We start from the raw sequence: 7,409 nt of genomic DNA, 5'->3' as shown, positions 1-7,409 counted from the left end.
GGGCGTCGTCGCGCACGCGCGACGCCCGCGCCCGCCGTGCGCCCGCGCCCGAGCCCGCCTGCCTGCGCCCGCTCCCGACCTGCGTCCGCGCCCGTCCTGTGCACGCGAAACTGCATCCGGCTGACAACTCGGCGACATTCTGCAACCGACTCGTCAGCGGTACGCAGTCTCACGGCCCGTCGTGAGCGACCCGCCGCCGCAAGCGATCCGCCGCCGCGGGCGACCCGCCGGGAGCGCGCGACCGGCCCGCCGCGGGCGACCCGCCGGGCGCGGGCGACTCGCGGCCGCGGGCGACCAGCCGCCGCGGGCGACCCGCCGGGCGCGAGCGGCCCGCGCGGTCAGACCAGCAGCTGGTGCTTGGCGAGGTCGCGGTAGAGGGGAGTGGATGCCACGAGCTCGCTGTGCGTGCCCTGGCCCACGACCCGCCCCTTGTCGAGAACGACGATGAGGTCGCTGTCGACGACCGTCGACAGCCGGTGCGCGATGACCAGCAGCGTCCGGCCCTTGGCGACCGCGTCGATGGCCTCACGCATGCGCTGCTCGTTGACGCCGTCGAGGGACGACGTCGACTCGTCGAGCAGCAGCACCGGGGGAGCGGCCAGCAGGGCACGGGCGATCGCGAGGCGCTGGCGCTCTCCGCCCGAGAGCATCACGCCGTCCTCGCCGACGGGCGCGTCGACGCCGAGGGGGCTGCGGGCGAGGACGTCGCCCAGGTTGACCGCCCGCAGCACCCGCTCGCAGTCCGCGTCCGTGGCCTCGGGGGTCGCGAGCCGCAGGTTGTCGGCGATGGTTCCCGCGAGGGTCGGCGCGTCCTGCTCGACGTAGCCGAAGCGCGCCCGCAGGTCGTCCCGCGCGAGGTCGCGGGCGTCGACGCCGTCGACGAGGATCGCACCCTCGGTGGGGTCGTAGAAGCGCTCGACGAGCGAGAGGATCGTGCTCTTGCCGGCCCCGGACGGTCCGACCAGCGCCACGCGCGCGCCGCGCGGGACCTCGAACGACACCCCGCGCAGCACCTCGCGGTCGTCCTCGACGACTCCGGCGGCGTCATCTTCCGCCGCGGGCTCGAGGTGCACCTGCGCGAGCACCGAGCGCGCCTCGGCCGCGGCCGCCTCGCGCGCCTTCACGACGTGGTCGGGATAGCGGAAGTGCACCTCGCGGAACGCCAGGGCCGCGGCATCCGGAACAGAGGGGGTCGAACCGGCCCGGTCGCTGTCGGCTTCGAGCGGCAGATCGAGCACCTCTTGGATGCGTCCGAGCGCGCCGAGGGCCTGGTTGACCGAGGTGATTGCCCCAATCGCCGAGGCCAGGGGCTGCACGAGTAGGAAGAGAAAGATGACGAACGTCACGAGCGAGGCGACGTCGATGGCTCCGGATGCCACGCGGTACCCGCCCACACCGAGCACGACGAGCAGCGAGACCTGCAGAGCGACGAAGGCGATCGGCACGATGAACGCCGACACCCGCGCGATGCGCACGCCTGCGGCGTAGGCGGCCGTCGCGTTCTCGGTGACGGCGGCGACCTCGCGCTCGGTGGCACCCGCGGCGCGGATCGTACGGATCGATCCGACCGCCCGCTCGACGCCCGACGACAGCTCGCCCACCTTCTGCTGCTGCTCGGCGGAGGCCGCCCGGATCCGCGTGCTCAGCAGGACGACCACGGCGAGAGAGGCACCGACGACCACGACGATGAGCGCGAGCAGCAGGGGATCGATGAACGCCATCGCGATGACCGCGCCGACGAGGATGAGGGCGTTGCCCACGGCATCCGCGAATCCCTGCGTGAGCACCGCGTACAGCAGCGTCGTGTCGGTGCCGACGCGCGAGACGAGGTCGCCGGTGCGGCGGGCGTCGAACTCGCTGATGGGCAGACGCAGGATGCGCGCGATGAGCCGGCGCCGGCTCGAGAACACCACGGCGGTGCCGGTGCGCTGCAGCAGGTAGTGCTGCCAGCCCGAGATGAGCGACGACAGCACCACGAAGCCGACCAGCAACCAGACCAAGGCGCCCAGCGGCACGCTGTTCTGCACGCGGGTGATGACCTGGCCGACGACGAGGGGTTGGGCGAGGGTGGCGCCCGCGCCGAGCACGCTGAGCACGGCGACGACGACGAGCGTGCGCTTGTGCTCGAGCAGGAACGGCAGCAGTTGACGGAACGAGGCGCGCGGGCCTTCGGGCGCGCGGCGGCCGCGCCGACCGCGCGCGGGAGCGGGAACGGACATGCTCATCCTCGGGAAAGGGATCGGGGTACTTCGACCGTACCTCCCGACGCCGCCACCACCGGCCGCGTCGCGCAGCAGGAACGACGGATGCCACGAGGCCCAGGCCCCGTGGCATCCGATGCCGAGAAGAGGTGGGCTTACGGTGCGGTGGCTCCGGCGGCGATGTTGTCGTCGTAGTCGACGTCCTTGGTCTCGGGGGACAGCACCAGGGCGATCAGCGTCAGCACGCCCATCGCCGACAGGTACAGACCCACCAGCCACGGGTTGCCGTCGCCCGCGGCCCACAGGGCGACCGCGACGAGGGGCGCGAGGGCCGCGCCCAGGATCGACGACACGTTGTACGAGATCGCCGATCCGGTGTAGCGGGTGTTGGTGGGGAACAGCTCGGGCAGCACGGCGCCCATCGGCCCGAAGGTCGCCCCCATCAGCAGGAAGCCGAACACCAGGAACGCCTGCACGAGGGCGCCCGTGAACTTCGGGTCGGCCGCGGGCAGCAGGAACACCGAGAACAGCAGGCCGAAGACGATGATGCCGACGGTCACGCCGATCAGCAGGCGCTTGCGTCCGATCGCGTCGGCGACGGGGCCGGACAGCATCGTGAAGACACCGAAGAAGACGACGCCGATGATCTGCATGATGACGAAGTCGGTGTAGCCGAAGCCCAGACCGGGGACGTAGGCGGCGGCGTCGAACGCGGTGCCCGCCTTCTCGGCCGCGGCGGCCGCCCCTTCGGCCGTCGGCTTGGTGCCGTACGACAGGGTGAAGCTGGTCATCAGGTAGAAGAGCACGTAGGTCGCGAGCATGATGAACGTACCGAGGATGAGCTGCTTCCCATTGCGGCGGATGACCTCGCCCAGCGGGAACTTGCGGATCGCGCCGCTCTTCTCGGCCTTGGCGAAGGACTCGCTCTCGACGAGCTTGAGGCGCACGTAGAGGCCGACGATCACCATGATCGCCGAGAACAGGAACGGCACGCGCCAGCCCCACGAGAGGAACTCCGCCGACCGCTGGGCGGTGCCGTCGGGGTGCGGCAGGGCGAAGTTGATCACGAGGAAGACCGTGTTGGCGATGATGAAGCCGATCGGCGCACCCAGCTGCGGGAACGTGCCGAACAGGGCGCGCTTGCCCGTGGGGGCGTTCTCGGTGGCGACCAGCGCCGCGCCCGACCATTCGCCGCCGAGCGCGAAGCCCTGCGCGAGACGCATGATCAGCAGCAGCACCGCGGCCCAGACGTTGATCTCGTTGAAGGTCGGCAGGCATCCGATGAGGAACGTCGCCACACCCATGGTGAGAAGGGATGCCACGAGCGTGGCCTTGCGTCCGAAGCGATCGCCGAAGTGGCCGAAGACCACGGCGCCCAGCGGGCGCGCGACCATGGCGGCGCCGAACACGCTGAACGACAGCAGCAGCGAGGTCGTCTCGTTGCCTGTCGGGAAGAAGAGGATCGGGAAGACCAGCACCGCCGCGGTGGCGTACGCGTAGAAGTCGTAGAACTCGATCGTGGTGCCGATGAGGCTCGCGGTGATGACGCGCGAGCGCGGGTTCGCCGGTGTGCCGGAGGTCGAGCGGGTGGAGGGGGATGAGGTGGTCATGACTGCCTGACGAGAGGATTCTGCAATCGCGTCCGGGATGGGGCGCAGCGGTGGTGCGCCGCAGTCACGAGGGTGGTGGTGAGGGAGCGCACGGGCGGAGGCACCGGCGACGTCCCCGAGTGGGGGACGTTTAGACCCTCCAGTCTATGCGCCGGCTGAGGACCCGCCGATCGTCGCGGTCAGCGCCAGATCACCGCGAGGGCGGCGTTGAGCAGCGTGAGGATGCCGATGGGCCAGAAGATCGCGGGAGAGAGCGACCCGTTGCGCTTCTGGCGGGCCGAGCCGATGCCCAACAGGGCGCCGATCACGATCAGCACGACCAGCTTGATCCCGATCTTGGCGTAGTTCAGGTCGTGGTCCAGGCCCCACGGAGCCGAGAGGATCAGGCCGGTCAGCAGGGAGATCGCGAGGGCGACGCTCATCAACCGGGTCACGCGGATGCGGCGCGCAGCGGCTTCGACGACCCAGGCGCCGAAAAGGATGGCGAAACCGACGAGGTGGACGAGGACGACGACGTTCCGCAGGATCTCCATACCCGTCAGGGTAGGGATGCCGTCCCCTCGGCGCCAGCAAGGGGCGCCTCACCGCGCATCCCCGTGGCTTCGACAGGCTCAGCCACCTCGACGGGTGGTTCCTGAGCCTGTCGAAGGACGGGCCTCAGCCGCGCAGGTCGCGCAGCACCAGGGCGGTGCGGATCGCCGCGTCCGCGGCCTCCTCGCCCTTGTCCTCTTTCGAGCCCTCGAGGCCCGCGCGGTCCAGGCCCTGCTGTTCGTCCTCGAGGGTGAGCACGCCGAAGCCCACGGGCTTGCCCGCGTCGAGGGCGACGCGGGTCAGACCGTCCGTGGCCGCCGACGAGACGAATTCGAAGTGCGGCGTGCCACCCCGGATGATCACGCCGAGGGCGACCACCGCGTCGGCGCCGCCCTCGAACGCCGCGCGGGCGGCGACGGGCAGCTCGAACGATCCGGGGACGCGCACCACGCGGTAGGTCGCGCCGGTGGCATCCAGCACGCGCTTCGCGCCGGCGATCAGACCGTCGGTGATGACCTCGTGCCAGGTGCCGGCGATGACGACGACGTTCAGGCCCGAGGCGTCGACGCCACCGGTCTCGGGTGCTCCACTACCGGCCATCAGGCGCTCTCTTCCTTCATGTGCGCGAGGGCGTCGCGCAGGTCGTCCTCGGCGATGATGTGACCCATGCGGTCGCGCTTCGTCTCGAGGTACTGGTGGTTGTTGGGACCCACGCCCACGAGCAGGGGCACCTGCTCGACGACGTCCAGGCCGAAGCCGCGCAGCTGCGCGACCTTGTCGGTGTTGTTGGTCAGCAGGCGCACCTTCTCGACACCCAGGTCGGTGAGGATGCCGGCGGCGGCGGCGTAGTCGCGCGCGTCGGCGGGCAGACCCAGGGCGAGGTTGGCATCCACCGTGTCCATTCCGCGCTCCTGCAGGTTGTAGGCGCGCAGCTTGTTGATGAGGCCGATGCCGCGGCCCTCGTGTCCGCGCATGTAGATGACGATGCCGCCGTCGCGGTCGATCGTGTCGAGGGCGGCCTCCAGCTGCGGGCCGCACTCGCACTTGAGCGAACCGAACGCCTCGCCGGTCAGGCACTCCGAGTGCACGCGCACGAGGGGAGCCTGCTCGGTGAGGTCGCCCGAGACCACGGCCAGGTGGTCGGTGCCGGTGACGCGATCCTTGTACGCGAGGAAGCGGAAGGTCCCGTGCGAGGTGGGCACGTTCGACTCTGCGCGCAGGCTCACGCGGCGCCGGGGTGCGGCCGTCGCCGGCAGCGGGTCGGTCTCGTTCAGGTGGGCGATGAGCTGCTCGATGGTGATGACCGGGATGCCGTCGCGCTCGCCGAGCTCGAACAGCCCGGGCAGGCGCATCATGCTGCCGTCTTCGGCGACGACCTCGGCGATCGCGCCGACCGGCTCGAGGCCCGCGAGCCGCATGAGATCCACCGCGGCCTCGGTGTGCCCGGCGCGCTCGCGCACGCCGCCGTCCACCGCGCGCAGGGGCAGCACGTGACCGGGGCGGATGAGGCTGGTCGGCACCGACGCGGGATCGGCCAGCACGCTCAGGGTGTGGGCGCGGTCGGCGGCGCTGATGCCGGTGGTCACGCCCGACGCGGCGTCGACGCTCACCGTGTACGCGGTGCCACGGGCGTCCTGGTTGACCTCGACCATCGGCGGCAGGTCGAGACGGTCCGCCCACTCGGCGGGCATCGGCGCGCAGACGTAGCCGCTCGACCAGCGCACGGTCCACGCGAGCCACTCGGGGGTGGCGAGCTGCGCCGACAGGATGACGTCGCCTTCGTTCTCGCGGTTCTCGTCGTCGGCGACCAGGATCGGCCGGCCCTGACGCAGGGCCTCGAGGGCCTCGGGGATGGTGGACAGGCTCATGCGGAGCCCCTCTCGGTCTGTGCGGCCGCGGCCGCGGGGTTCTCTGTCGTACGGAAGGCGAGCATGCGCTGCACGTGGCGGGCGAGGATGTCGGTCTCGAGGTTCACGGGCGTCCCGGCCTCGGCGCGACCCAGGGTCGTGGCGGCGAGCGTCTCGGGGATGAGCGAGACCTCCAACCACGGCTCGGGCTCCTCGGCGGGGCTCACCGCGCTGACCGTCAGCGAGACGCCGTCGATCGCGATGGAGCCCTTGTCGACCACCAGCGGGGCCAGGGCGGACGGGATGCCGACCCGCACGACGCTCCACTGCGCACCCGGGCGCACCTCGCGCACGGTCCCGGTGCCGTCGATGTGGCCCTGCACGATGTGGCCGCCCAGGCGCCCGTGCGCGGCGGTGGCCCGTTCGAGGTTGACCGCGCGTCCGGGGGCGACGTCGGCGAGCGTCGACATGTCGAGGGTCTGCTTCATGACGTCGGCGGTGAACCAGTCCTCGCCCTGGTCGACCACGGTCAGGCACACGCCGCTAACCGAGATCGAGTCGCCGTGGCCGGCATCCGACACCGACAGCGGCGCGCGCAGGGTGAGGCGGACGCCGTCGCCGGACGGTTCGACGGCGGTGACGGCGCCGATCTCTTCGACGATTCCGGTGAACATCAGGCTTCTCCTCTGTTCTCGTGGGTACCGGCGGTCTCGTGGCCGCTCGGGCGGGGGACGGCGACGATCAGCAGGTCGTCGCCGAGGGTCTGCAGGGATGCCACGTACAGTCGCCGCGCGGCGTCGATCGTGGGCACGCCCAGGTCGCCGAGCGCCAGGCGCGAACCGCCCAGCAGGACGGGGGCGACGTACACCAGCAGCTCGTCGGCCAGTCCCTCGCGCACGAACGCGCTCGCGAGGGTCGGACCGCCCTCGACGAACACGCGCTGGACGCCCTGCTCGGCCAGATCGGCGAGCACCGCGTGCAGGTCGTGCGTCGCGTAGAACAGGGGGGCGCGCGGGTGGCGGCGCACGGCGGCATCCGGAGCCGTCTCGCTCTCGCCGATGACGACGGGCATCGGCTGCGCGTCGAGCAGCGAGCCGTCGGCCGCGCGCGCCGTCAGGGCGGGGTCGTCGGAGCGGACCGTGCCGGTGCCGGCGACGATCGCGTCGGCCTGCGCGCGACGGTCGTGCACGTCTCGGCGGGCGGCGGGGCCGGTGATCCAC

At 71.6% G+C, this 7,409-nt stretch carries 7 protein-coding genes; all 7 read right to left on the bottom strand.

The window, feature by feature from the left end:
• Positions 1-338 precede the first annotated feature (338 nt).
• Complete coding sequence (locus tag DBR36_RS04110) at positions 339-2,219, bottom strand: ABC transporter ATP-binding protein (protein ID WP_108317680.1); 1,881 nt, start codon at positions 2,217-2,219, stop codon at positions 339-341.
• 137 nt (positions 2,220-2,356) lie between these two features.
• On the bottom strand, positions 2,357-3,811 hold the full coding sequence (locus tag DBR36_RS04105) for an MFS transporter (protein WP_108317679.1): 1,455 nt from the start codon (positions 3,809-3,811) through the stop codon (positions 2,357-2,359).
• Between the two features lie 179 nt (positions 3,812-3,990).
• A complete protein-coding gene (locus tag DBR36_RS04100) occupies positions 3,991-4,344 on the bottom strand; it encodes a Fe-S protein (RefSeq protein ID WP_108317678.1) in 354 nt (117 codons plus the stop codon).
• Positions 4,345-4,468: 124 nt separating this feature from the next.
• Positions 4,469-4,942: a 6,7-dimethyl-8-ribityllumazine synthase gene (gene ribH, locus DBR36_RS04095; RefSeq protein WP_108317677.1), complete on the bottom strand. Its 474-nt coding sequence runs from the start codon at positions 4,940-4,942 to the stop codon at positions 4,469-4,471.
• Complete coding sequence (gene ribA, locus DBR36_RS04090; RefSeq protein WP_108317676.1) at positions 4,942-6,210, bottom strand: GTP cyclohydrolase II; 1,269 nt, start codon at positions 6,208-6,210, stop codon at positions 4,942-4,944. Before ribA ends, ribH begins: the two co-directional genes overlap by 1 nt.
• On the bottom strand, positions 6,207-6,863 hold the full coding sequence (locus DBR36_RS04085) for a riboflavin synthase (protein WP_108317675.1): 657 nt from the start codon (positions 6,861-6,863) through the stop codon (positions 6,207-6,209). The genes ribA and DBR36_RS04085 overlap by 4 nt, the downstream gene beginning before the upstream one ends.
• Positions 6,863-7,409 (bottom strand): RibD family protein (locus tag DBR36_RS04080; protein WP_146185220.1); only part of this gene is annotated, 547 nt, incomplete at its 5' end. The genes DBR36_RS04085 and DBR36_RS04080, both read right to left, overlap by 1 nt.

The organism is Microbacterium sp. HMWF026 (assembly GCF_003061325.1).
In the GTDB taxonomy this organism is placed as follows: domain Bacteria; phylum Actinomycetota; class Actinomycetes; order Actinomycetales; family Microbacteriaceae; genus Microbacterium; species Microbacterium testaceum_E.
This window is presented reverse-complemented; position numbering and strand designations above follow the sequence as displayed.